The organism is Eudoraea chungangensis, from assembly GCF_029360665.1.
GTDB lineage: Bacteria > Bacteroidota > Bacteroidia > Flavobacteriales > Flavobacteriaceae > Eudoraea > Eudoraea chungangensis.
This window is the reverse complement of record NZ_JARDUB010000002.1, coordinates 462,108-485,279: the sequence shown is the minus strand read 5'-3', so window position 1 is coordinate 485,279 and position 23,172 is coordinate 462,108. Positions and strand designations below refer to the sequence as shown.

Genomic DNA, 23,172 nt, shown 5'->3' with positions numbered 1-23,172 from the left:
AAGAGTTGTTTTACTATAAACCCAAAATAATGTTATATCTTTTGTATCCATTTTACTGACTCGAGAATGCGTTGTTTTATACTCTTTTTACTTACTGTCATCTGTTCACAGTTAAATTCCCAGACTACCAATTTAAAACTGGCTTCTGATATTTGGCCACCCTTCACTAATGTTGTTTCTGAAAAGGCCTTTGCCCTAGAATTGGTACAAGAAGCCTTTAAAAGAGGGAATGTCGATGTAATTACATCCATCGGGAGTTTCGAAGAAGTCTTAGACGGAATCAATTCAAAAAAATACGACGGGAGTGCTGCCTTATGGAAGACAAAAGACAGAGAAGAGTACTTACTATACTCTGAACCATATCTAGAAAACCGACTTGTTTTAGTAGGCAGAAAAGGAAGTGATGTAAGTGCAACCTCCTTTGAAGAACTAAAAAATAAAAGAATTGCGATAATTGGGGGCTATGCTTATGGGGCCTCGGTGTATACGTCACTAGACATCGTCATTATGCCAGGAAAAAGTGACCAGGAGAATTTAGAGAAACTACTCAGTTTTAAAACAGACTACATGCTGGTAGATGAACTTTTAATCTCCTATCTATTAACATATCAACTAAATGACATAACAGAATTTCTTGAAATTGGCAATACTGCTCTTATTACGAAACCCTTACATGTTGCAGTAAGAAAGAGCACACCCAATGCAGAGCAAATTATTGATGATTTTAATCAGAATATTAAAGCAATGATTAAAGATGGGAGTTACCATGAAATATTAGAATTAAATTGGATTCAATACGATGTGGATGGAGATGGCACACTGGAGCTTGTATCTAATGGCGACAATTCAGGAAAAGAGGCACCTGTTCATTATTATAGAATTATGACAACTAATTCTGTTGCAAGTGATTCAGAACATTATTTGATTGATGGTGAAATGTATAATTCATGGCAGGGTGTACCTGAGAAATATAAGAAAGATATTATGGATGCCGCAAAATTGAACAGTACTAGCGACAGTGGCTTAAAACTCAAGTTCTAATCCCTTATTTACCTTTGTATTTTACAGGCAAATAAACTAATTTTTTAGTGTTAAAAAAGTCTTCCTTAAAATAGTCCGATAAAGGTATTATTTCTGCATTTTTATACTGTTTTAACTCCTCCGACAAATCGCCTCCCTTTAAATATAGAATACCATTTTTCCTAGCATAGGACGATTTTTTCTTAATTCTACCCTGAATCCACCTTACAAAAGTGGGCATTGCGGCTACAGCTCTACTCACTACAAAATCGTATTGCTGCCCTAAATCTTCTACCCTCCCATGAATACAAACAACATTTGTAAGTCCAAGACCCGTAACAACTTCTTCTACCACTCTTATCTTTTTTCCAATGGCATCGATCAAAGTAAAGCTACAGCCTGGAAATAAAATTGCCAAAGGTATCCCAGGAAACCCGCCTCCAGTGCCTACATCCAAAACCGTAGTTCCTTCAGCAAAGGAATATACTTTAGCTATTCCCAAGGAGTGTAGTACATGTCTTAAATACAATTCGTCGATATCCTTTCTTGAAACAACGTTGATTTTTGAATTCCAATCTTTATACAAATCCTCAAGCTTTATGAATTGATCTTTTTGAATATCTGTTAAATTTGGAAAATATTTAAATATTATTTCGGCTTGCATACGTATCTTTGCATTTCATCAAATGTAAGACATTAGACCATATTTTCTTTTGTATGCATTGTTATAACGTATTATTTCATAATATTTTTCGTTATTAGTTAAAAGAATATATTTATATGGATGCACCCACAATTAAATTCTCCCGTAAAGATTCGGCACAGTTTTTTAAAACACTAAACAAAAGGGTCAATGATTATTTCAGAGAGAATAAAATAAAGAAAACCGGCAATTGGAAGCTTTATCTGAAATCAGGGGTGATGTTTGCTCTTTTTTTGGCTCCATATTTCTTAATATTAACCCTCAACCTGCCAAATTGGGCTAACCTATTGCTCACTATTACCATGGGTGTTGGCATGGCAGGTGTTGGCATGAATGTAATGCATGATGGAAACCATGGTTCTTATTCAACCAAAAAATGGGTGAATAAATTAATGGGAAGTAGCATTTATATCTTAGCAGGCAATGTTTATAATTGGCAAGTTCAGCACAATGTCCTTCACCATACCTATACCAATATTCACCATCATGATGAAGATCTTGAAGCAGGAAGAATCCTTAGGTTTTCTAAGCACGCAAAGTGGCATAGGTTCCATAAGTTTCAGCACTACTACTCTATTTTCCTCTATGGCCTGTTAACTTTTAATTGGGCCATAACTACTGACTTTCAGCAGATGTACCGATATACCAAAAGAAAATTATCTTATGGTAAATTTCCGAATCCCTTTCTTAATTGGAGTGTTCTTGTTGCAACCAAACTTACCTATATCACCATTTGGATTATTATTCCTATGGTATTTCTAGACATCGCCTGGTGGAAAATTCTGATTGGCTTTTTTATAATGCATTATGTTGCAGGGGTTATCCTGAGTGTAGTGTTTCAATTAGCGCATGTAGTGGATGAGGCAGAAACGCCTCTTCCTAATGAAGATGGAACCATGAAAAATACTTGGGCAATTCATCAGCTGGCTACTACCGTAAATTTCGGAACAAAAAATAGATTGGTAAATTGGTTTACTGGGGGACTTAACCACCAAGTAGAACACCACATATTTCCAAACATTAGTCATATTCATTATACAAAAATTGCTCAAATTGTTAAACAAACCGCGAAGGAGTTTAATTTGCCGTATAACGAATACAAAACAACTAGAAAAGCCATAATTTCGCATTTTCAACATTTAAAAGAACTGGGGAAGAAACCTAGCCTTCAATACCAATAAATTTACTGCTACAATGAGCGATTTTTTATCCGATAGAATTAAAAACATGTCTACTTCGGCTACTTTGGCAATGGCTGCCAAGGCAAGAGAGCTAAGAAACGAAGGAAAAGATATAATTGGACTTAGCCTTGGCGAGCCAGATTTTAATATTCCAGATTTTATTAAAGAAGCTGCAAAACAAGCGGTTGACGACAATTATAGCAGTTATTCTCCCGTAGATGGCTACGCAGATCTAAAACAAGCCATTTCCGACAAATTTAGAAGAGATAACAATTTAAATTACAATCTCAGTCAGATAGTTGTGTCTACCGGAGCTAAACAGTCCCTGGCTAATGTGGCAATGGTGATTTTAAATAAAGGAGATGAAGTAATTTTACCTGCTCCGTACTGGGTAAGTTACAGCGACATTGTTAAATTGGCCGAAGGTGTACCCGTAGAAGTCCCTACTACAATTGATACGGATTTTAAAATTACCCCAGATCAGTTAGAAAATGCCATTACCCCTAAAACCAAAATGTTGTGGTTTAGCTCTCCATGTAATCCCAGTGGTTCTGTTTACAGTCAAAAAGAACTAGAAGAAATTGCAGCTGTCCTTAAAAAGAATCCTGGAATTTTAGTGGTTTCGGATGAAATTTATGAGCATATCAATTTTAGGGAAAAACATGCGAGCATTGCAGGAATTGATGGAATGTATGATCGCACGGTTACCGTTAATGGTGTCTCTAAGGCCTTTGCTATGACTGGCTGGAGAATAGGCTACATAGGTGCTCCGGAATGGCTTGCAAAAGCTTGCACTAAATTTCAAGGGCAAATAACTAGTGGCGCAAACGCCATTGGCCAAAGGGCAACTATTGAAGCATTAAAGGCACCAGTGAGCAAGATACAGTATATGATAGACGAGTTTCACAAACGACGTGATATCTTGCTAGATTTACTAGGATCCATTGATGGATTTAAACTGAATATTCCGGAAGGTGCATTTTATGTTTTTCCTGATATTTCCTCTTTTTTCGGCAAAACTATTAAGGATACTACCATAAATAATGCCTCTGATTTCGCCCTCTTTCTCTTAGAAAAAGCACATGTTGCAACAGTAACTGGAGAAGCCTTTGGGAATCCTAATTGTATTCGGATTTCTTACGCTGCCTCGGAAAAAGAACTATTAGAAGCGGTAACTAGAATAAAGGCTGCTTTATCTGAGGACTAAAAACTGTTTTCAAATCCTTTTCCAAAAGTAAGGATTAAACAGTATTAGCACGGTAAAAAGCTCTAGTCTTCCAGCGAGCATAAGGAAGCCACACCACCATTTACCAAGGTCAGGCAGACCATTAAAATTACTTACTGGGTTAAGATCGCCAAAGGCTGGACCCACATTTCCTAAGGAAGATGCTGCTCCTCCAACTGCTGTTATAAAATCAAGCCCCATGGCGCTTAAGACCAAGGCCCCTATGATAAACAATAGCATATAGAGAACAAAAAAGGCAATAACATTATAGACTATATGTTCACTTACCGTTTTACCATTAAATCGAACCGGAATAATCGCACTGGGATGAAGAGTTCTTTTAAACTCTAATAGTCCATTTTTGATTATTAATATGTGTCGCATAACTTTTATGCCCCCTGCCGTAGACCCGGCAGATCCACCAATAAACATTAACCCAAAAAAGAATACCGTTAAGAAGGAAGTCCATGCGGTAAAATCCGCAGTAACAAAACCCGTAGTTGTAATTACTGCAATTACCTGAAATAGTCCATGTCTAAAGGAGCTTTCTGCAGCCCCGAAAGGCATAGGATGAAACTCTGAAATCTCCACATTAGCATTATAATAGATTACAACAGCTGTCATAGCAACAAATAGAAGTATAAATCCTGCATAGAATTTAAATTCCTCGTCCTGTAATATTCTTTGGACTTTTCCCTTAAAGGCGAAGTAACTCAATACAAAGTTAGAACCCGCCAAAAACATGAAAAAGATAACGATATATTGAATAAGTGGTTGATTGTTCCAGTGCGCAAGGCTTGCATTTTTCGTAGAAAACCCACCTGTAGACAGGGTGGCCATAGAGTGGTTTATGGCATCAAAAAAGCTCATTCCTGCCAAGCTTAAGAAAAGGGTCTCGGCTGCAGTATAACCCACATAAATTAACCAAAGCCTTTTCGCAGTATCCGTAATCCTTGGATGAAGTTTATCTGCGTTAGGTCCGGGCGCCTCTGCAGAGAACAATTGCATTCCCCCAATTCCTAAAAGAGGTAAAATAGCAATCGCCAAAACAATAATACCCATACCTCCAATCCAATGCGTAAGACTCCTCCAAAACAAAATTCCTTTAGGCAATACTTCTATATCATCTAGAATAGAAGCACCTGTGGTTGTATATCCTGAAATAGTTTCAAAAAAAGCATTTGTAAAGTCGGGTATGGCCCCACTTAGCAAGTAGGGTAAGACACCCGAAGCTGACATTACTATCCATCCTAATGTCACAATAATATAACCCTCTTTCCTTTTTACCTCTTTTTTATGCCCTCTTGTGTAAAACATGCAGAGTATTCCCAATAATTGGGTTAGAATGGCGGAAAGGGTAAGTTCCAGGGTAACACCATCGGCATAAATTCCACTTACCAGAGCGGCCATTAACATAAAGCTACCATTGAATAATAATAGTAACCCCATCAAATGGATAATGATCCTGTAGTTAAACCCCATTTTCAATCGTATAAATGGTACATAAATACGTAGATTTTTGCATATTATTTTCCAATAAAGTATACCTATATAAAGAGTCGCTCAATTTTACTAATAGAATCTGGTAAGCAACACACCACCACTCTGTCACCTTCAAGAATCTTGAAATCTCCCAGTGCTATATTACCCATATCGTTCCTTACAATTCCTCCGATAATAGCAGCTCTAGGAAAGGCTATTTCTTTTATTAATTGACCATTTACCTTAGAAGACTCTTTTACCTCAAATTCTAATATTTCTGCATTCAAATTATTAAGTCTTGTTAGTGCAACAACTTCACCTCTTCGTATATATCTAAAAATATTATTCGCCGCTAATAATTTTTTATTAATCAACGTATCTACTCCAATAGACTGAGATAGTTGAAAATAGTCCATATTCTCTACAAGAGCAATGGTCTTTTTGATATTCTTGGACCTCGCCATTAGACAAGACATAATATTGGTTTCCGAATTACCCGTAACGGCTATAAAGGCATCCATAGATTCCAAGCTTTCTTCTTCCAATAATTCCACATTCCTTCCATCCCCATTAATTACCAATGCATTAGGTAACCTATCTGCCAAATCAAAAGCCTTTTCTTTGTTCTTTTCTAGAAGTTTTACATTGAACTTTTTACCACATAAATCTCGTGCGGCATTATATCCAACCTTACTACCTCCCAATATCATTACATTCTTTATTTCTTCTTTCTTCTTTCCTGTGAGCTTGTATAGTTCATCTACACCCTTTCGGTCCGTTACAAAGTACACCTGATCTTTATCCTTGAACACCGTATCCCCTCGCGGAATAAGCGTAAATTGTGTTCCGACCCTTTGCATGGCAATAGGCATAAAATGTAATTCCGGATATATTTTTGCGGCCCCTTTTACGGTTTTTCCGATAAAGGGAGCGCCCTTGGGTAAGGTTACACCCACCATAATAAGTGCTCCATCTTCGAACTCGTAGGTATCAAAAAAGGCAGATTGATTTAGTAAGAGTTGTATTTCACTAGCTGCTAATTCTTCAGGCGAGATTAACTCATCTATTCCTAATTCATCGAACTGAATCAAATCTTTATTTACAATAAATTCCGTATTAGAAATTCGGGCAATGGTTTGTTTACAGCCCAATTGCTTAGCTAAGAGACAAAGTGTAATATTTGTAGTCTCCGAGGAAGTAACCCCAATAACCAAGTCAGATTCTTCAACTTTCGCTTCTTTTAATACGGAAATAGATGTTGCATCACCTTTTAAAACCTTAATATCTAAATGATTATCGGCATAGGTTAAGCTCTCTTTTTTTGAATCAATAAGAATAATATTCTGTGATTCATAAGACAACAATTTTGCTAAGTGAAATCCAACTTCACCAGCCCCCGCAATGATTATTCTCATCTGTAGTATTTAAATAATAAGCGTAAGTATGACGTAAAGGAGAATTGCATCTTACTGATAAGCCATCAATGCTCATAATTGTTTTATTGCAAAGTTTGCATGGACAAAATTACACAATTTTATTTTGAAAGGTCTAGGCATACCTCCCTAAATTTAAGTTGGTTATTACGCTATTATCCTGACTTCTTTAAAATTCTGTAGCAGCATTGTACTATCTTTGTCCTAAAAAATAGACGATGTCTAAAAAAGTAAAACCATATAAATCCTCTGATCTTGGCAAAAAGGAACAGGTCACCAAAATGTTCGACAACATTTCTTCTAATTACGACGGATTAAATAGGGTAATTTCTTTTGGAATAGACATTAAATGGAGAAAACGTCTGGTTAACCTTTTAAAGGCCAAAAAGCCGAATAGAATTCTTGATATTGCAACTGGAACCGGCGATTTAGCCATTCAATTAGTGGATACCGGCGCTAAAGAAATAATTGGCTTAGATATTTCTAGCGGGATGCTGGAAATAGGAAAGAAAAAAATCGCTGATAAAGAATTAGCTTCACAGATAAAGATGGTAATCGGAGATAGCGAGGACCTACCTTTTTCAGACAATTATTTTGACGCCATTACGGTAGCCTTTGGGGTACGTAACTTTGAAAACCTTGAAATAGGACTGTCTGAGATCTATAGGGTTCTGAAACCCAACGGAAATTTAGCCATTTTAGAAACCTCTGTACCAACGAAGTTTCCTTTTAAACAAGGCTATTCTATATATTCAAAATATCTACTTCCCACTATAGGACGCTTATTTTCCAATGACCGTTCTGCCTACACTTATCTCTCAGAATCCGCCGCGGCTTTCCCTTATGGTAAAGACTTCAACAATATTTTAGGCAAAATAGGGTTTATAGCTATGGAGAACCAACCTCAGACTTTTGGGGTGGCTTCCATTTACATAGCTACAAAGTAGAAAAATGAAATATTTCTTAGTTTTTTTGATTGGTTTTACCCTGGTAAAAACCCAAACTTTACAGGCTCAGTTTAACGAGAAACCGATAATTAATCTCGAAAATGAAGACAAGGCATTTTTAAACTGGGGGTATTATTTGGGATTTAATCAGTTCGATTTCAAATTTGATTATAAAAACGATTTAGACGATATTCTGGTGGAGAAATCCGTTGGTTTTAATGTTGGTCTTATTGGAGAAATGCGCATAAATGAGTTTTTTGATCTGCGTTTTGAGCCTGGCTTGTTTTATACAACAAGAACTCTAGGATATACGGGATTTGCGGAATCCAACGACGCAATTAGAGAAGTAAAATCAACCTATATTAATTTTCCACTACTCCTTAAGGCGAGCGCCAAAAGGCTAGGTAACTGGAAACCATTTATCATTGGTGGAGCTTCTGCCTCCTTAAACCTGGGAAGCAACGAAAAAAGTCTGGACGACAATAGCAGTGGTACTTTTAGAATGAAACAAACTGTTTATAACTGGGAGATTGGTTTCGGTATTGACTTCTATACAGAATATTTTAAATTCTCCCCCTCCGTGCGCGGTATATTTGCTATTACAGATGAGCTAGTTCCAGATAATGATCCTAATAGCCCGTGGACTGGAAATATTGATGGCCTAAGAACAAGGGGTGTTTTTGTGAATTTTACTTTTGAATAGTTAAAAAATGTAATTAGGATTTAGGCTGTCTTCTTATTTCATTTAAAAAAATTGCGGTGGCCGAGGCTACATTAAGACTTTCCGCTGTGGCATTTCCAAATTGGGGAATAGAAATTTCATGATCTATTTCACTGCGAAGTTCTTGAGAAATTCCATGACCTTCATTTCCGAGAATTAAGATTCCTTTTTTAGGCAGGCTTGTGTCATAAACAGACTTCCCGTCCGTAAATGTACCAAATACTTCAGAATTTCCGTTAGATCCAATCCCGGGTAAGTTCCGGTAAGAAATATTTACTCTGGCAATGGAACCCATGGTTGCTTGCAATACTTTGGGGTTAAAGCAATCTACGGTATCGTTGGAACAAACTATACTGGGAATATTAAACCAATCGCATAGTCGTATTATGGTTCCTAAGTTTCCTGGGTCTTGCAGTTTGTCCAGGACCACCACCCAATCGGAAAAATCCACGGCTTGTGGTTTTGGAATTTCGAAAACAGCTAAAATTTCGGATGGTGTTTTTAAAGAACTCATCATGCCTATTTCTCTCGAATTAACATTGAACACAGGCAGATCTTTGTCTAAAACAAGAGCTGGATTAGTACAATAAATAGCCTGAGGAACCAAGACGGAATTTAAAAGTTCAAAAACCATCTTCCTACCCTCCACTACAAATAGGCCATTTTCAATTCTACTTTTTTTTTGTTGTAGGCTTTTTATAAATTTTATTTGACTTTTTACAACCATTCAAATAATGTATTTTTGGCTCTTATGAAGACCCCTTGGTATTGTGTTAATAGTTATGCTAAAATAGGCTTATTCTTGCTTGTTACTGTATTTACTTCCTGTAATACCTTAAAGCGGGTAGATGAGGATCAACTTCTTCTTTCCAAAAATAATATTTTTGTCAATGAAGAAAAGGTAAATTCTGTCGATATAGAAAGTCTGCTTCTCCAGGAGCCTAATAGCACCTTGTTGGGTTACCCACTTCGTCTTAACTTATATAATCTGGCAAAAGAAAACCCGGATTCTACCTATCAAATATGGTTACATAAAAAACCCAATAGAGAGGAAAATTTAGCCAAGATCTTATCGCAAAAGCAAGTAAATAGACTAGGAGAATCTTTTTTGGTTAAGGGCTATAGTGATTGGTTAAAGAAAATTGGTGAGGAGCCTTCTCTGATTGATACTACAAGAGCAGTTAAGTCTTTGGAGCGATTAAGTGTTTATTATGGAAGTAAGGGTTATTTTAATAACTCAACTACTTACGACATAGATAGCACCAATAAAAAACAAAGGGCCGAAATAAATTATAGAATTAGTCTGGGCAAACCCTTTATGGTAGATACTCTTCTCAAAGATATAAGTTCAGCAGCTATCGACTCTCTATATGTAATTCATGAAGCCGAATCATATATAAAAGAAAAGAAACAATTTGATCTTGTTGACTTTAATAAAGAAAGGGAACGTTTGGCAGATTTATTTAGAGATTCTGGAGTTTACAATTTTCAGGAAAGTTCCATTTCCTATGACATCCTGAGAGATACCACTACTACCAATGATGATCAAAAAATGGAAGTTGAATTAAATATTGGGGACTTGAGAAGACGGGGAGATAGTCTTATTACCACTACAGAGTACAAGGTATTTAAAATGGGTAAAATCAATATATATGCAGATTATGCTTTTGACGACGACAAATCTACCCTTAACTCTATAGAATACGACAACTATACCATCTTTTATAAAGACAAGCTCCGGTACAAACCAAAAGCACTGACCGATGCCGTTTTTCTCCAAAAGGATAGTCTATATAGAGAAATCGATAAAACTCGGACCTATAGGCAAATAACCAATCTTAATACTTTTAAGTATCCGAATATTCTTTTTTCTGAAGACAGCACAAGAACAAAACTAAATACAGATATCTATTTGGCTACAAGGCCTAAATTCTCATGGGCTTTCGATTTTGATGTTACACATTCTAATATCCAGTCTATTGGTGTTGGCTTCAGTTCGTCTCTTATTTCTAGGAATATTTTTGGCGGAGCAGAAACACTCAGTCTTTCTGCAGGGGGTACCTTTGGTCTTTTGAGCGATGATAGCTCTACAGAAGATTTTTTTACAGAAGTAGGTGCAGATATCAATATAACCTTTCCAAGAATCTGGTTTCCCCTTGTAAATTGGAAAAAAGTAATCCCTTATTATATGCTCCCACAGACCAGAGTTTCTGTAGGAACAAGTTTTCAAAAAAATATTGGATTAGACAAGCAGACATTTAATACCATATTAGGCTACAACTGGAATTCTAAAATTTCCAGTAAAAACTCTGTAGAATTACTCAATATTCAATTTGTTAATAATCTAAATCCAGACCGCTACTACAATGTATATCAAAGTAGTTATGAGCAATTAAATGATATTGCCTCGGATCCCCTTTATGCCGACAATCCGGACCTTGGGGATTTTTATGAAATGCCAGAAGGACCAAACGGACCTGCATTAACAATTCCAGACGGAACAACCGGTTTTACAGATGCGATTTTAACAGACCAGGTACCTTCAGAGCCTGATGATCAGGACGACGTAGCCAGTATAGAGGAAAGAAGAATTAGACTTACAGAAAACAATTTAATTTTTGCCAGTAATTATACCTTTACAAAAAACAATCGACTAAATATTTTGGATGAAAACTTCTATTCATTCAGATTTAAAGTTGAAAGTGCAGGGGCATTACTCTCTGGAATTTCTAACATTATAGAATTTGATAAAAACGATAATGGGGATAGAACGGTTTTTGGCGTTCCCTTTTCCCAATACTTTAAAACGGAATTCGAATATATTAAACATTGGGACCTTTCCCGGTCTAATGTTCTAGCATTTAGAAGTTTTGCGGGTATTGCAATTCCATATGGTAATTCTAACAGTGTGCCATTTGTTCGAAGTTATTTCGGAGGAGGATCTAATGATAATAGAGCGTGGTTTCCGTATTCCCTAGGTCCTGGATCAACCAATAACATCAATGACTTTAACGAGGCAAACTTCAAAATTGCCCTCAATCTAGAATATAGATTTCCTATCGTAGGGGATTTTAAAGGTGCTATTTTTGCTGATGCTGGAAATATTTGGAACGTTTGGGATAACATAACCGATCCGGCAGCCGTGTTTGAAGGTTTTAAGTCCTTGTCTGAAATTGCCCTTGGAACAGGAATGGGGGTTCGATATGATTTTACATATTTCGTATTTAGAGTAGACATGGGATTTAAAACTCATAACCCTGCCAATTTGCCCGGTGAAAGATGGTTTCGAGAATATAACTTTTCTAATGCTGTAATCCAAATTGGTATTAATTATCCTTTTTAGTCCTTTGATTTATTTACTACATTTGCCACATCTCATATAAAAAATAAGACTTTAATTATGTCCCACAATATCAAAGCAGGAGTTGCCACAGGCGACGAAGTACAAGAAATTTTCAACTATGCCAAGCAGAAGGGTTTTGCGCTGCCAGCAGTAAACGTTACTGGCTCTAATACAATTAATGCAGTGTTAGAAACAGCGGCTTCCTTAAACTCGCCCGTGATAATTCAATTCTCGAACGGGGGAGCACAGTTTAATGCGGGTAAAGGTTTGGCCAATGAAAATCAAATTTCAGCCATCGAAGGAGCCATTGCGGGAGCAAAGCATATCCACCAGTTAGCTGAAGCATATGGCGCTACAGTAATTTTACATACAGATCATTGCGCGAAAAAATTACTTCCTTGGATTGACGGTCTTTTAGACGCAAGTGAAAAGCACTATAAAGAAACTGGGAAGTCCTTATTTAGCTCGCATATGATAGATCTTTCTGAAGAACCTATTGAAGAGAATATTGCAATATGCAAGGAATATCTCGAAAGGATGAGCAAAATGGAAATGACCTTGGAAATAGAATTGGGCATAACTGGAGGTGAAGAAGATGGTGTAGATAACACGGATGTTGATGATTCCAAATTATATACTCAACCTGAAGAAGTTGCCTACGCTTATGAAGAACTATCCAAAGTGAGTCCCAGATTCACCATAGCTGCGGCATTTGGTAATGTCCATGGGGTTTATAAACCAGGAAATGTAAAGCTAACTCCTAAAATTTTACGCAATTCACAAGATTTTATTACGGAAAAATATGGGGTTGAGGAAAATCATATCGACTTTGTATTCCACGGAGGATCCGGATCTACAGTAGAGGAAATTAGAGAAGGAATTGGATATGGGGTAATTAAAATGAATATAGATACCGACCTTCAGTATGCTTTTATGGAAGGTATAAGAGATTATTTTGATGCTAAAAGCGACTATTTAAAGGGTCAGATTGGCAATCCTGATGGAGCCGATCAACCGAACAAGAAGTATTACGATCCAAGAGTGTGGTTGCGTGAAGGTGAAAAAACATTTGTATCTCGATTAAAAAAGGCTTTTGAAGATTTAAACAATATTAATACGTTATAATATTTTGGGATCAGAATCTAAAGAAATTCCTATGACAGCTTGGTTTAAAAGAAAAGAAAAAGGCATACAGACCGCCACCGATCAAAAAAAAGATACTCCTCGAGGTCTTTGGTATAAATCGCCAACGGGTAAAATTGTTGAATCAGAAGAACTGGCTAAGAATTTTTATGTAAGTCCTGAAGACGACTACCACGTAAGAATTGGGAGTAAGGAATATTTTGAAATACTCTTTGACGACAATAAGTTTACAGAGCTAGATCCCAAATTAACTTCTAAAGATCCTCTTAAATTTGAGGATACAAAAAAATATAGCGAAAGGCTAAAGGCCGCTCAGAAGAAAACAGGCCTTAAGGATGCCGTGCGAACAGCAGTAGGAAAGTCTCTGGGTAAGGACTTGGTAATCTGCTGTATGGATTTTAGTTTTATTGGAGGTTCTATGGGCAGTGTTGTAGGCGAGAAGATTGCAAGAGGCATTGACTACTCGATAAAAAATGGATTGCCTTTTGTAATGATTTCAAAATCTGGAGGAGCAAGAATGATGGAAGCGGCTTTATCCCTGATGCAACTAGCCAAAACATCCGCCAAACTGGCACAGTTAGCAGAAGCAAAATTGCCTTATATTTCATTAAGTACTGATCCCACCACTGGAGGTACTACTGCTTCCTATGCCATGTTAGGAGACATTAATATTTCTGAACCAGGTGCCCTAATTGGTTTTGCAGGGCCCCGAGTTGTAAAAGAAGCCACTGGTAAAGATTTACCAAAAGGATTTCAAACATCAGAGTTTGTCTTAGAGAATGGTTTTCTAGATTTTATATCTCATCGCAGGGATTTAAAGACGAAAATAAATCTTTACATTGACCTTATTCAAAACAATCCAATAAGAAAGTAAAAAAAGCCTGCTGTAAAAGCAGGCTTTTTTTATTATTGAAAAAATCTCCTAAGAAATATTTCTGTTGTACTGCCATCTGGCTTTGTGATTACACCTTTAGCATCGCATGTCCCGTCACCAAAATCAATACTGTATTTAAGGTCTTTCTTATCTACCTCAATTATTCCGCTTACTAAGAAACGACAAGACCATTCTCTACGAAGGGGAGAAGTAATCATTCTATTAAAGACCTCCCCATCGGCGGTGGTAAACTGACTTTCACCAGTAATACTTACAACGTTGTCTCCCCAAAATCCATTTCCAAATCCTGCAATCCATTGTCGTGTTCTTTGCCCTTCCATTTTTCTGCTCAATCCATCCGGCCAACTACCAATAAAAGAATAATCAATAACAGAAAGAGGACCGCCACTTTCTTGCGCAGTTCTCAAAATACTGGCATAGCCTTCTACTTCTACCTCATTAAAACGAAAATTGCTAAGGTCCATTTCTATACTTTTATTTAATGCTTCAGGATTTAGAATAACATTGAAAATAATAGTCCCTGAAAGTATATTCCCTCCTGCAAATTCGCATCCATCCCCAAACGCAATACTAATTTCTTTACTATTATCACTTACAATTGTCGTTATTGTTGCGCAGTCAGGTATATATCCCGAAGTGCTGTAGGCTTTGTTTAATAAAAAAACATCTTTAGAAGCAAAAATGTCGTCTCCTATATTTACTAACTCTTCCAAAACCAGCTCGGTTTCATCGCTCAGTTGTAGTTGAACACTGGATATTTCTTCCGATTCAATTATATTATCGTCTTCTGTCTCTTCACAACCCGTTAAAAAAGACAACAATAAACTCATTGACATTAGTAACAACCAAGTCCTTTTCTCTTTATTTTTCATAGTTTGTTTATTTAAAGTTACTCCTCTAAGACCATTCTTTTTCGCAATGGTTTAATAAGGCATTAAAAAAAACTATTCTAATGAAGTCAATACAAATTATTTGCTATCTTTGCGCTCGATTGAAAATCAATCAGATACATAAAAATCATTTAAAATAATATTGGAATGTATTTAACGACAGAAGTGAAGAAGGAAATCTTCAAGAAACATGGCGGTTCGGAAGGCAATACTGGGTCTACAGAAGGACAAATTGCTCTATTTACGCATCGTATTAACCACTTAACAGGACATCTTAAAAACAATCAAAAAGACTATAATACTGAAAGATCTTTGGTAAGATTAGTTGGTAAAAGAAGAAGTTTACTTGATTATTTAAAGAAAAAAGATATCGAAAAATATCGTGTCTTAATAAAAGAATTGAATATTAGAAAGTAATTTATTGGGGAAGCTATGCTTCCCCTTTTTTTTAAAGCAAAGTCCCGGTACAGGGCAACAAAAAGCTTACACATAGTTTTTCATTGGTCTACACAACAACACAACACAAGCCATTATTTATGGCTGACCATTGTTTAACAACCTGAAAAAAATTCAGGTCTAATAAAAATTTATGATTCCAAAAACTTTTAAAGAGGTCATTGACCTTGGGGACGGTAGAGAAATTTCTATTGAAACCGGAAAACTTGCAAAACAGGCACATGGCTCTGTTGTTGTACAGTCAGGCAACTGCATGTTGTTATGTACTGTCGTATCCAATTACAAATCTAGTGACGTAGACTTTTTACCACTAACTGTAGACTACCGTGAAAAGTTTGCAGCTTCTGGGAGATATCCAGGTGGATTCTTTAAGCGAGAAGCAAGACCTAGTGACGGGGAAGTACTTACTATGCGACTGGTAGACAGGGTACTTAGACCCCTTTTCCCGAAAGATTATCACGCAGAAACGCAGGTGATGATCCAATTAATGTCTCATGATGAGAATGTTATGCCAGATGCGATGGCAGGACTAGCTGCTTCTGCAGCTATTCAATTATCTGACTTTCCTTTTGAATGTGCCATCTCTGAGGTTAGAGTTGGGCGTCTTGATGGGAAGTTTATTATTAACCCTACAAGAGCTCAGTTAGAAGATTCCGACATCGATATGGTTATTGGAGCTTCTGAAGATTCTGTGATGATGGTTGAAGGGGAAATGAGTGAAATTTCTGAAGAAGAAATGGTAGAAGCGATTAAATTTGCGCATGAAGCCATTAAAGTTCAGTGCCAGGCTCAGATTAAACTTGCAGAGGCTTTTGGAAAAAAAGAAGTTAGAGAATACCAAGGAGAAGAAGAAGATGAAGCTTTAGAAAACAAAGTACGTGAAGCTGTTTATGACAAGGTTTATGCTATTGCGAAAGCTGGATCAGCGAAACACGAGCGCAGCGAGGCCTTTGGTAGTATTAAAGATGAAATACTAGCATCGTATGATGAAGAAGAAATCCAAGAAATAGGAGATCTAGTAAAGAAATATTATTACAAGGCTGAAAAAGCCGCCGTGCGCGACTTGACTCTAAAAGAAGGCTTAAGGTTAGATGGACGTAAAACAGATGAAATACGTCCTATATGGTGTGAGGTAGACTATTTACCCTCTACTCATGGATCTGCTATCTTCACAAGAGGAGAAACTCAGGCCCTGGCTACGGTAACTTTAGGTACCTCAAGAGAGGCAAATCAGATAGACATGCCTTCGTATGAAGGAGAAGAAACTTTTTACTTACATTATAATTTCCCACCCTTTTCAACCGGAGAAGCTAGACCAATCAGAGGTACTTCTAGACGTGAGGTTGGACACGGAAATCTCGCCCAAAGAGCACTTAAGGGTATGATTCCTGCAGACTGCCCTTATACAGTAAGGGTAGTATCTGAAGTACTCGAGAGTAATGGCTCTTCTTCCATGGCTACTGTTTGTTCTGGGACCATGGCGCTTATGGATGCCGGAGTTCAACTTAAAAAACCAGTTTCTGGAATAGCAATGGGATTAATTTCTGATGCAGATTCTGGAAATTATGCAGTACTATCAGATATTCTTGGTGATGAAGATCATTTAGGAGATATGGACTTTAAAGTTACTGGAACATCAGACGGTATAACAGCCTGTCAAATGGATATTAAGGTAAAAGGTCTTTCTTATGAAATTCTAGTAAAAGCCTTGATGCAAGCCAGAGCCGGCAGACTACATATTCTGGAAAAGCTTACAGATACTATCGCCTCTCCTAATGATACTGTAAAAGCCCATGCACCTAAAATGGTTACAGCCACAATTCCTGGTGAATATATAGGTGCACTTATTGGACCGGGTGGTAAAGTTATTCAGGAACTTCAAAAAACAACAGGAACTACAATAGTCATAAATGAAGATCCTGTAACGGAAGAAGGTTTAGTGGAAATTCTTGGGACTAGTCAAGACGGGATAGATGCCGTATTAGCAAAAATAGACTCTATTACTTTTAAACCTGTAGTAGGAAGCGTTTATGAGGTTAAGGTAATTAAAATGCTAGATTTTGGAGCTGTTGTTGAATATGTTGAAGCTCCTGGAAACGAAGTGTTATTACATGTATCTGAATTGGCATGGGAGAGAACAGAAAATGTTTCGGATGTAGTTAATATGGGAGATATTTTTGATGTAAAATATTTCGGTATCGATTCACGTACAAGAAAGGAAAAAGTTTCTCGTAAGGCACTTTTAGATAAGCCAGAAGGCTATAAAGAGCGCCCCCCAAGAGAAAAAAGAGACCGAGATAGAGGCCGAAATGATCGAAATAGAGATCGAAAACCTCGAAGAGATTAAATTCTTAGACCGTCTACAAACCCCCTGAATATAGGGGGTTTTTTAATATCCAATAGTTCAGAGTTAATTTTATATTAGCTAATTGTAACATTTGAGTGATTTTTACGTATAAGTATATGCAGCCTATGCATTTTTGAACTTAATTAAAAGGAAAAACCCAAATGAGACAGCTTAAGATCACAAAACAGGTTACCAATAGGGAAACCGCTTCGTTAGACAAGTACTTGCAAGAAATTGGGAAAGTAGATCTGATTACTGCAGATGAAGAAGTAGAATTAGCACAACGCATAAAAGCCGGAGATCAAATCGCCTTGGAAAAACTTACCAAAGCTAATCTTCGTTTTGTTGTATCGGTGGCTAAACAATATCAAAACCAAGGCCTAACCCTACCCGATCTGATAAATGAAGGTAATTTAGGGCTTATCAAAGCTGCACAACGATTTGATGAAACAAGAGGATTTAAATTTATCTCTTACGCTGTATGGTGGATTCGTCAATCTATATTACAGGCCTTAGCGGAGCAATCACGTATAGTAAGACTACCCCTAAATAAAATTGGTTCCATTAATAAAATAAACAAGACTTTCGCCTTCTTAGAGCAGGCTCATGAAAGAATTCCTTCCGCAGAGGAAATTGCAAAGGAACTTGATATGACAGTAGAGGACGTAAAACAGTCTCTCAAAAATTCTGGACGACACGTATCTATGGATGCGCCGTTAATTGATGGAGAAGATTCTAATTTGTACGACGTATTACGAAGTGGAGAATCACCAAATCCAGACAAAGAACTATTACATGAATCCTTGCGTACGGAGATTGAAAGAGCGTTGGAAACTCTAACCCCAAGAGAGGCAGATGTAATCCGTCTGTATTTTGGCTTGGCTGGGCAACACTCTATGACATTGGAGGAAATTGGGGAGACGTTTGATCTAACCAGAGAGAGGGTCCGACAAATTAAAGAGAAGGCTATAAGAAGGTTAAAACACACTTCCAGAAGTAAAATATTAAAGACATATCTCGGCTAAATAGTCGAGCATCAAGTTACACAGCATTTAATTTCCCAAATTGGAAATTAATTTTAAAAATTGTAATTTGTGACTCTTAACAACAGTTTATCATGACTGTTCGTTTTTTGATTGATGAATAAACTCCGGCTGATTACCGGAGTTTTTTCATTTACACTATTTTCTTTCTAAACATCCTTTTTTCATTATTCATTTATAGTTTTGGCCTAATTAGTACTACCTTATATTACAATATATGGGAAATAAGTGCTCTTTTTTAATTAGTATAGTGACAAATCTATTCTGTATATTTATAAAAGCCGAGATACTAAACTTTACAAAATACTCTAAATCATGCACTTTACGTCTAAGATCCAGTTTGCCTTATTAACCACTCTTTCCCTTTTTTTGGTTATTTCTTGTAGTCCAAAGAAAGTAGCTGAAATGACAGGAGATGGTAATGAAGTGAAATTTAATATCCCTAAAGACTTTACGCTAACAGAAATATACCACCAAAGTGAAGAAAAACAGGGTTCTTGGGTTGCCCTTGCCGAAGATGATAAAGGAATTATATATGCCTGTGATCAAAGAGGTAAAATATATTTTTTTAAACGTCCAGAAAAAGATGGAACAGTTAATAGTAAACAAGTTGACAGTCTCAATTTAAACATTGGAGAGGCACACGGTCTTTTGTGGGCTTTTAATAGCCTTTATGTAGCCGTAAATAAAAATTGGGAAGACGCTTCAGGAGACAAAACCATTAGAGGAAGTGGCATTTACCGTATAACAGATAGCACGGGAGATGGAGCACTAAATGATGTACAAATGCTACTAAAACTAGAGGGCGCAGGAGAACATGGACCCCATAGTTTTGTCCTAAGTCCGGATGGTAGTGAAATCTATTTTATTGCAGGAAACCATGTTTTAATTCCGGAAGCCTTAAAAAAGAATAGCAAATTACCAACAAATTGGGGAGAGGATAATCTATTTCCCCCGTATTTGGATGCAAGAGGGCATGCCAATGACATCAAAGCCCCTGGAGGTTGGATAGCAAAATTCGATCAAACAGGTGAAAATTGGGAACTTATATCCGCAGGGTATAGAAATCCATTTGATTTTGCCTTTAATTCGGATGGGGAGTTATTTGCGTACGATGCAGATATGGAATGGGATATAGGGATGCCGTGGTACAGACCAACCAGACTTTGTCATGTAACTCCAGGAAGTGAATACGGATGGCGAACAGGATCTGGTAAATGGCCTGCCTATTATCCAGATAACTTGCCAGCTGTCCATAATCTAGAACAGGGATCCCCCACAGCCGTTGTATCTGCAGCAAAACTCAGATTTCCTTCTAAATACACCTCCGGAATCTTTATAATGGACTGGAGTTTTGGTACTATATACCACATAAATTTAGAACCGGCAGGAAGCAGTTATACGGGCGTAAGAGAGGAATTTTTATCCGGAACACCTCTTCCTCTAACGGATATGATTGTAGGAAAAGATGGAAATTTATATTTCGCTACCGGCGGGAGAGGACTTGATTCGCGATTGTATCGCCTAAGTTATGATGGGGATGTAAATTTAAGTGACAAAAGAGACGTAAATTCTGAAGCGGAGGATTTAAGGGCTCTCCGGCACAGAATAGAAAATTATTCAAAGATGAAGGAAGAGGAAGCAATAGCGCTTGCCTGGGAAAATTTAAACCACCCCGACCGTTTTATCCGATACGCCTCCAGGATAAGCTTAGAAAAAATGCCATTAGATTTATGGAAAGAAGCTTTTATCCATGAACCTAACGACATAAAGACTATTGAAGCAGGTATAGCAATGGCAAGACAAGGTCAAACAGACAATAAAGATCTAATTCTAAATAAACTTAATGCTATTAATTGGAATGATTTATCGGAGACACAACAAGTAGACCTTCTTCGCAATTACGCCCTAGTTTTCATTCGTATGGGTAATCCGAATTCCAGTCAAAGACGGAGTGTTCTTAACAAGTTAAAAGGTCGATTCCCTTCCCAAAACGATATAATAAATAGAGAATTAGCAGCCCTGCTCTTATATTTAAATGAAAAGAACGCCGTACTGAATTCAGTTGCCTTATTGGAAAAGCATACTATTGAAAAAACGCAGATAGATAGTGGCATGTTATCCGAAGAAGCAACACTTAGGAGCGAACAGTATGGTCCATTAATTAGAGAGGTAATTGCTAAAATGCCTCCAGGTGAGGCTATTTATTACGGCGTTTTATTAAGTCATGCAAAGGAAGGCTGGTCTAAAGAATTAAGAGAAAAGTATTTTATGTGGTTTTATGATGTCCTAAGTGCCAAAGGAGGAATGAGTTTTAAAGCATATATGGAAAACGTGCGCCTGCAAGCTATGCGTAATGTTCCGGAGAATGAGAAAGCTTATTTTGAAGAATTGTCCGGTGTTTATTCTCCCAATACAATTGTTGAAGAATTACCTCAGCCTATTGGGCCGGGTGCTAATTATAGCGGCAGCACTGTAAGTAGTTTTGTATGGGGTGATAAAATGACTAATTATAACGGTACTATAGAAGCAGGAGAAAGAGCATATAAAGCCGCTCTTTGTATTCTATGCCATAGAATGAATGGCGAGGGTGGAGCAACCGGACCAGATCTCACACAGATTAGATCAAAATTTGGAAAGTACGACCTTCTATTTGCGATTTATAGTCCAAATGATGCTATTTCTGATCAATATGCCTTTACTCTTTTTCACTTAGATACAAAGAAAAAAATTGCAGGAAGAATATTGTCCGAAACTTCCGATTCTATTAAGATAATGCCAAATCCGTTAAATACAACCTATAGCGTTCAATTAGCAAAGTCCTCGATTATAAAAAGGGAATTATCTCCAATTTCGCCAATGCCATCAGGACTTCTAAATAGGCTGAATGAACAAGAAATAGCAGATTTATTTGCCTATTTACTCGCAGCTGGAGATGAAACGGATGAAGTGTACAACTCAAATATAAATCCATAATATTATTAGCCACTTTTCCAATGGGTATAGAAAAGAGCGACTGTTTTATTTAACCAAGCTTTTGTTTTAAACAAGGCTTTTAACTGAAGGAATATGTACTTTTGCCAAATAATCTTAGTCAACAAGAATGAGTAAAGTCATAATAGCCCCCTCCCTATTAGCTGCAGATTTTGGGAATTTGCAAAGAGACGTAGAAATGGTAGACAAAAGTGATGCTGGATGGCACCATATTGATGTCATGGATGGCGTATTTGTACCAAACATATCTTTTGGGATGCCTGTTATTAAGAGTATTGCCTCAACTTCCGTAAAACCATTAGACATTCATCTAATGATAGTTGAGCCAGACAGGTATATTAAGGAGTTTGTAGACTTAGGCGCTGCTGTTCTAACAGTTCATTATGAAACCTGCCCACATTTACATAGAACCATACAACGAATAAAACATGAAGGTATTAAAGCAGGTGTTGCAATTAATCCGCATACCCCTGTTTCTTTCTTGGAAGATATTATAACGGAGGTAGACTTAGTCTGTATAATGAGCGTAAATCCGGGCTATGGCGGACAAAAGTTTATTGAAAACACCTACAACAAGGTCCGAGCTTTAAAAGAATTAATTATAAAAAAGAAGGCCACTGCACTGATCGAAATAGATGGGGGAGTAAATGCTGAAAACGCAAAACATTTGGCTAAAACTGGAGCTGATGTTCTTGTAGCCGGTAGCTTTGTCTTTAACGCTTCAAACCCTCATTCTGTAATAAGCAACCTTAACACTATAGCCAATTCTAAGTAATACTTAAAAGATATTTTATCACATCTGTGGTGGTAACCATTCCCATTAATTCACCATTATCAACCACGGGAAGGGAATGATACTCCCTTTTTACCAAAATCCTAGCCACCTCTTTAACAGGGGTATCTGAGGTCACTGTCTCTAGCTGCCAAATCATAAGTTGTTGAATAGTAAACATTTCGTAAATAGAAGATGCAATATTTTCTTCTTCTCTGTAGGCGCCATCTGCAAAGCTAATTCGCAATAAATCATTCATACTTAAAAGACCTACTAGTTTTCCTTTCTCTAATACTGGTATATGTCTTATTTTATGCTTTTTAAAGAGATATTCGGCCTGGGCCAAACCTTCATTTACTTCTAGAGTTATAAGATTAGTTGACATTATCTTTGAAACCGGAACTTCTATTTGGACATTCATGACATTGTATTTAATAATTATAGCATAAAGTTCTCTTAATTATAAGATTTAAAGAATGATAAAAATCATATGAATTCCGAGTATTTAAATTATTTTATGTGGTTAATTCTCTTTTTTAGGCTCTTATATTTCTTTCAACCAATCTCGCTCTCATGG

19 protein-coding genes are annotated in these 23,172 nt (G+C 36.9%); 13 read left to right on the top strand and 6 right to left on the bottom strand.

The genetic code is table 11. The features are described 5' to 3' along the window. Window positions 1-66 precede the first annotated feature (66 nt). Window positions 67-1,041, top strand: coding sequence for a substrate-binding periplasmic protein (locus PXG98_RS06740; protein WP_276389801.1), 975 nt, complete (start codon window positions 67-69; stop codon window positions 1,039-1,041). 4 nt (window positions 1,042-1,045) lie between these two features. On the opposite strand, the gene rsmG is transcribed toward PXG98_RS06740, so the two are convergent. After that, on the bottom strand, window positions 1,046-1,684 hold the full coding sequence (gene rsmG, locus PXG98_RS06735) for a 16S rRNA (guanine(527)-N(7))-methyltransferase RsmG (protein ID WP_276389800.1): 639 nt from the start codon (window positions 1,682-1,684) through the stop codon (window positions 1,046-1,048). A 116-nt stretch (window positions 1,685-1,800) separates the two neighbouring features. On the opposite strand from rsmG, the gene PXG98_RS06730 reads away from it, so the two are divergent. Continuing rightward, window positions 1,801-2,904: a fatty acid desaturase family protein gene (locus PXG98_RS06730; RefSeq protein WP_276389799.1), complete on the top strand. Its 1,104-nt coding sequence runs from the start codon at window positions 1,801-1,803 to the stop codon at window positions 2,902-2,904. 13 nt (window positions 2,905-2,917) lie between these two features. Continuing rightward, window positions 2,918-4,111: a pyridoxal phosphate-dependent aminotransferase gene (locus tag PXG98_RS06725; RefSeq protein WP_276389798.1), complete on the top strand. Its 1,194-nt coding sequence runs from the start codon at window positions 2,918-2,920 to the stop codon at window positions 4,109-4,111. Window positions 4,112-4,120: 9 nt separating this feature from the next. Here PXG98_RS06725 and PXG98_RS06720 read toward each other — a convergent pair whose 3' ends face one another. Both PXG98_RS06720 and trkA read right to left on the bottom strand, forming a co-directional pair. After that, window positions 4,121-5,611, bottom strand: a complete 1,491-nt coding sequence (locus tag PXG98_RS06720; protein ID WP_276389796.1) for a TrkH family potassium uptake protein — start codon at window positions 5,609-5,611, stop codon at window positions 4,121-4,123. Window positions 5,612-5,676: 65 nt separating this feature from the next. Continuing rightward, entirely contained in the window at window positions 5,677-7,026 is a 1,350-nt protein-coding gene (gene trkA, locus PXG98_RS06715) for a Trk system potassium transporter TrkA (RefSeq protein ID WP_276389795.1), read from the bottom strand. Window positions 7,027-7,262: 236 nt separating this feature from the next. Here trkA and ubiE point away from each other — a divergent pair, with 236 nt between their 5' ends. Next, window positions 7,263-7,991 carry a bifunctional demethylmenaquinone methyltransferase/2-methoxy-6-polyprenyl-1,4-benzoquinol methylase UbiE gene (gene ubiE / locus PXG98_RS06710; protein ID WP_276389794.1) on the top strand — a complete coding sequence of 243 codons (729 nt, stop codon included), beginning with the start codon at window positions 7,263-7,265 and terminating at the stop codon, window positions 7,989-7,991. 4 nt (window positions 7,992-7,995) lie between these two features. Beyond that, on the top strand, window positions 7,996-8,694 hold the full coding sequence (gene porT, locus PXG98_RS06705; RefSeq protein WP_276389792.1) for a type IX secretion/gliding motility protein PorT/SprT: 699 nt from the start codon (window positions 7,996-7,998) through the stop codon (window positions 8,692-8,694). A gap of 13 nt (window positions 8,695-8,707) precedes the next feature. Here the strand turns inward: porT and PXG98_RS06700 are convergent, their stop codons facing one another. Continuing rightward, window positions 8,708-9,439: a TrmH family RNA methyltransferase gene (locus PXG98_RS06700; RefSeq protein ID WP_276389791.1), complete on the bottom strand. Its 732-nt coding sequence runs from the start codon at window positions 9,437-9,439 to the stop codon at window positions 8,708-8,710. A 24-nt stretch (window positions 9,440-9,463) separates the two neighbouring features. On the opposite strand from PXG98_RS06700, the gene tamL reads away from it, so the two are divergent. From tamL to accD, 3 genes are read left to right on the top strand one after another with little or no spacing between them, the layout of a single operon-like run. Further along, on the top strand, window positions 9,464-12,055 hold the full coding sequence (gene tamL / locus PXG98_RS06695) for a translocation and assembly module lipoprotein TamL (protein WP_276389790.1): 2,592 nt from the start codon (window positions 9,464-9,466) through the stop codon (window positions 12,053-12,055). A gap of 57 nt (window positions 12,056-12,112) precedes the next feature. Next, entirely contained in the window at window positions 12,113-13,180 is a 1,068-nt protein-coding gene (fbaA, locus tag PXG98_RS06690; protein ID WP_276389789.1) for a class II fructose-bisphosphate aldolase, read from the top strand. Window positions 13,181-13,211: 31 nt separating this feature from the next. Continuing rightward, on the top strand, window positions 13,212-14,072 hold the full coding sequence (gene accD, locus PXG98_RS06685) for an acetyl-CoA carboxylase, carboxyltransferase subunit beta (protein ID WP_276389788.1): 861 nt from the start codon (window positions 13,212-13,214) through the stop codon (window positions 14,070-14,072). A 32-nt stretch (window positions 14,073-14,104) separates the two neighbouring features. Here accD and PXG98_RS06680 read toward each other — a convergent pair whose 3' ends face one another. Next, a complete protein-coding gene (locus PXG98_RS06680; protein WP_276389786.1) occupies window positions 14,105-14,965 on the bottom strand; it encodes a hypothetical protein in 861 nt (286 codons plus the stop codon). Window positions 14,966-15,130: 165 nt separating this feature from the next. Here PXG98_RS06680 and rpsO point away from each other — a divergent pair, with 165 nt between their 5' ends. The 5 genes from rpsO (at window position 15,131) to rpe (ending at window position 22,598) form a co-directional block, all read left to right on the top strand. Continuing rightward, complete coding sequence (gene rpsO, locus PXG98_RS06675; protein WP_276389785.1) at window positions 15,131-15,400, top strand: 30S ribosomal protein S15; 270 nt, start codon at window positions 15,131-15,133, stop codon at window positions 15,398-15,400. A gap of 172 nt (window positions 15,401-15,572) precedes the next feature. Next, a complete protein-coding gene (locus tag PXG98_RS06670; protein WP_276389783.1) occupies window positions 15,573-17,786 on the top strand; it encodes a polyribonucleotide nucleotidyltransferase in 2,214 nt (737 codons plus the stop codon). Window positions 17,787-17,947: 161 nt separating this feature from the next. Further along, window positions 17,948-18,811 (top strand): sigma-70 family RNA polymerase sigma factor, encoded by an 864-nt coding sequence (locus tag PXG98_RS06665; protein WP_094997794.1) that lies wholly within the window; start codon window positions 17,948-17,950, stop codon window positions 18,809-18,811. A 333-nt stretch (window positions 18,812-19,144) separates the two neighbouring features. Beyond that, a complete protein-coding gene (locus PXG98_RS06660; RefSeq protein WP_276389779.1) occupies window positions 19,145-21,805 on the top strand; it encodes a c-type cytochrome in 2,661 nt (886 codons plus the stop codon). Between the two features lie 127 nt (window positions 21,806-21,932). Further along, window positions 21,933-22,598, top strand: a complete 666-nt coding sequence (gene rpe, locus PXG98_RS06655; protein ID WP_276389777.1) for a ribulose-phosphate 3-epimerase — start codon at window positions 21,933-21,935, stop codon at window positions 22,596-22,598. Here rpe and PXG98_RS06650 read toward each other — a convergent pair. Further along, window positions 22,591-23,016 (bottom strand): CBS domain-containing protein, encoded by a 426-nt coding sequence (locus PXG98_RS06650; RefSeq protein ID WP_276389776.1) that lies wholly within the window; start codon window positions 23,014-23,016, stop codon window positions 22,591-22,593. The two genes, rpe and PXG98_RS06650, sit on opposite strands and share 8 nt — an antisense overlap. Window positions 23,017-23,172 lie beyond the last annotated feature (156 nt).